The organism is Sphingomonas sp. CCH9-F2, assembly GCF_001556735.1.
GTDB lineage: Bacteria > Pseudomonadota > Alphaproteobacteria > Sphingomonadales > Sphingomonadaceae > Sphingomonas > Sphingomonas ginsenosidimutans.
Genome location: NZ_LSJO01000357.1, coordinates 1 through 1536, shown reverse-complemented (window position 1 = coordinate 1536; position 1536 = coordinate 1). Strand labels below are relative to the sequence as shown.

Below are 1536 nucleotides of genomic sequence, written 5' to 3'. Positions count from 1 at the left end.
TTCGGCGCGGTGGCATGGGGCGCGGGCGGTGGGGGCTGGCCGACTGCGCGGGCGCTCCGGCTGCATGTCGCGCGCGGCGCGCTGACGACCGCGATGGCGCTGCTGTTCTTCTGGGGGCTGGCGCGGGTGCCGATGGCGCAGGCGATCTCGCTCGCCTATATCGCGCCGCTGCTGGCGCTGGTGCTGGGCGCGGCGTTGCTGAAGGAACGGGTCGGGCGGCGCGTGATCGTCGCCTCGCTGGCGGCGCTGGCCGGGGTCGGCGTGATCCTGGCGGGCCAGTCGCGCGGCGCCGCGGCGCCGGATGCGCTGGCGGGGGCGATTGCGATCCTGGCCTCGGCAGTGCTCTACGCCTTCAACCTGATCGTCGCGCGGTTGCAGAGCCAGGTCGCCCGCCCGGGGGAGATCGCGTTCGTCCAGTCGGCGATCGTCACGCTGATCCTGCTGCTCGCCGCGCCGTGGCTGGCGCACCTGCCCGCCGCCGGCGAATGGCCGAAGATCCTGGTCGCTGCGGCGCTGGCCACCGCATCGCTGTTCCTGCTCGCCTGGGCCTATGCGCATGGCGAGACGGGGTATCTGGCGACGACCGAATATACGTCGTTCGTCTATGCCGCGGGACTTGGCTGGCTGGTGTTCGGGGAACGGGTGGCGACCGCCACGCTGCTGGGCGCGGCGATCATCGTCGGCGCCTGCCTGTACGGCGCGCGGCGCAGCGACATCGCCGCCGAAACAATGGAGCCGATGACATGACCGCGCCCGCAGATCCGCCCGCGATCCGCCCCGCCACCCCCGCCGACGTGCCGGCGATCCTCGATTTCGTCCGCGCGCTGGCCGCGTTCGAGCGGGAGCCGGATGCGGTGCAGGCGACCGTGCCGATGCTGCACGCCGCGCTGTTCGGCCCGACCCCGGCGGCCGAGGCGGTGATCGCCGAGCGCGACGGCGCGCCGATCGGCTTCGCGACCTTCTACACCACCTTTTCCACCTGGACCGGGCGGCGCGGCATGTGGCTGGACGACCTGTACGTCACCCCTGCCGCGCGCGGATCGGGGGCGGGGGCCGCGCTGCTCGCGCATCTCGCGCGGATCGCGGTGGCGCGCGACTATGCGCGGTTCGAATGGTGGGTGCTCGACTGGAACCTGCCCGCGATCGAATTCTATCGCGCGAAGGGCGCGGTGGCGCAGGACGAATGGACGGTGCAGCGCGTCGACGGCGCGGCGCTGCACGCGCTGGCGGGCGCCGGCACGGGGCAGGGACGCGAGTGATGGCATGGGTGTGGCTGGTGGCGGGCGGGCTGTTCGAAGTGGGGTTCACCACCTGCCTGCGCAACGCCGACGGGTTTCGCCATATCGGCTGGACCGCCGGGTTCCTGGCGTCGGTGCTGCTGTCGATGCTGCTGCTGGAATGGGCGGCGCGGTCGATCCCGATGGGCACCGCCTATGCCGTGTGGACCGGGATCGGCGCGCTGGGCACCGTGCTGGTCGGGATCATCTTCTACGGAGAGGCGGCGACGCCGGTGCGGCTGCTGCTGATCGTCGGCGC

At 72.8% G+C, this 1536-nt stretch carries 3 protein-coding genes; all 3 read left to right on the top strand.

Annotated features, from left to right (window positions below):
- Positions 1 to 747, top strand: a 747-nt coding sequence (locus AX685_RS10485; protein WP_066488333.1) for a DMT family transporter, incomplete at its 5' end; no start/stop codon positions are given.
- Positions 744 to 1259: a GNAT family N-acetyltransferase gene (locus tag AX685_RS10480; protein WP_066488331.1), complete on the top strand. Its 516-nt coding sequence runs from the start codon at positions 744 to 746 to the stop codon at positions 1257 to 1259. The genes AX685_RS10485 and AX685_RS10480, both read left to right, overlap by 4 nt.
- The coding region (locus AX685_RS10475; protein WP_066488335.1) for a DMT family transporter at positions 1259 to 1536 on the top strand (278 nt) is incomplete at its 3' end. The genes AX685_RS10480 and AX685_RS10475, both read left to right, overlap by 1 nt.

Coding starts and splice junctions, on each gene's coding strand:
- AX685_RS10480 (WP_066488331.1), top strand. CDS start 744: ATGACCGCGCCCGCAGATCCGCCCGCGATCCGCCCCGCCACCCCCGCC.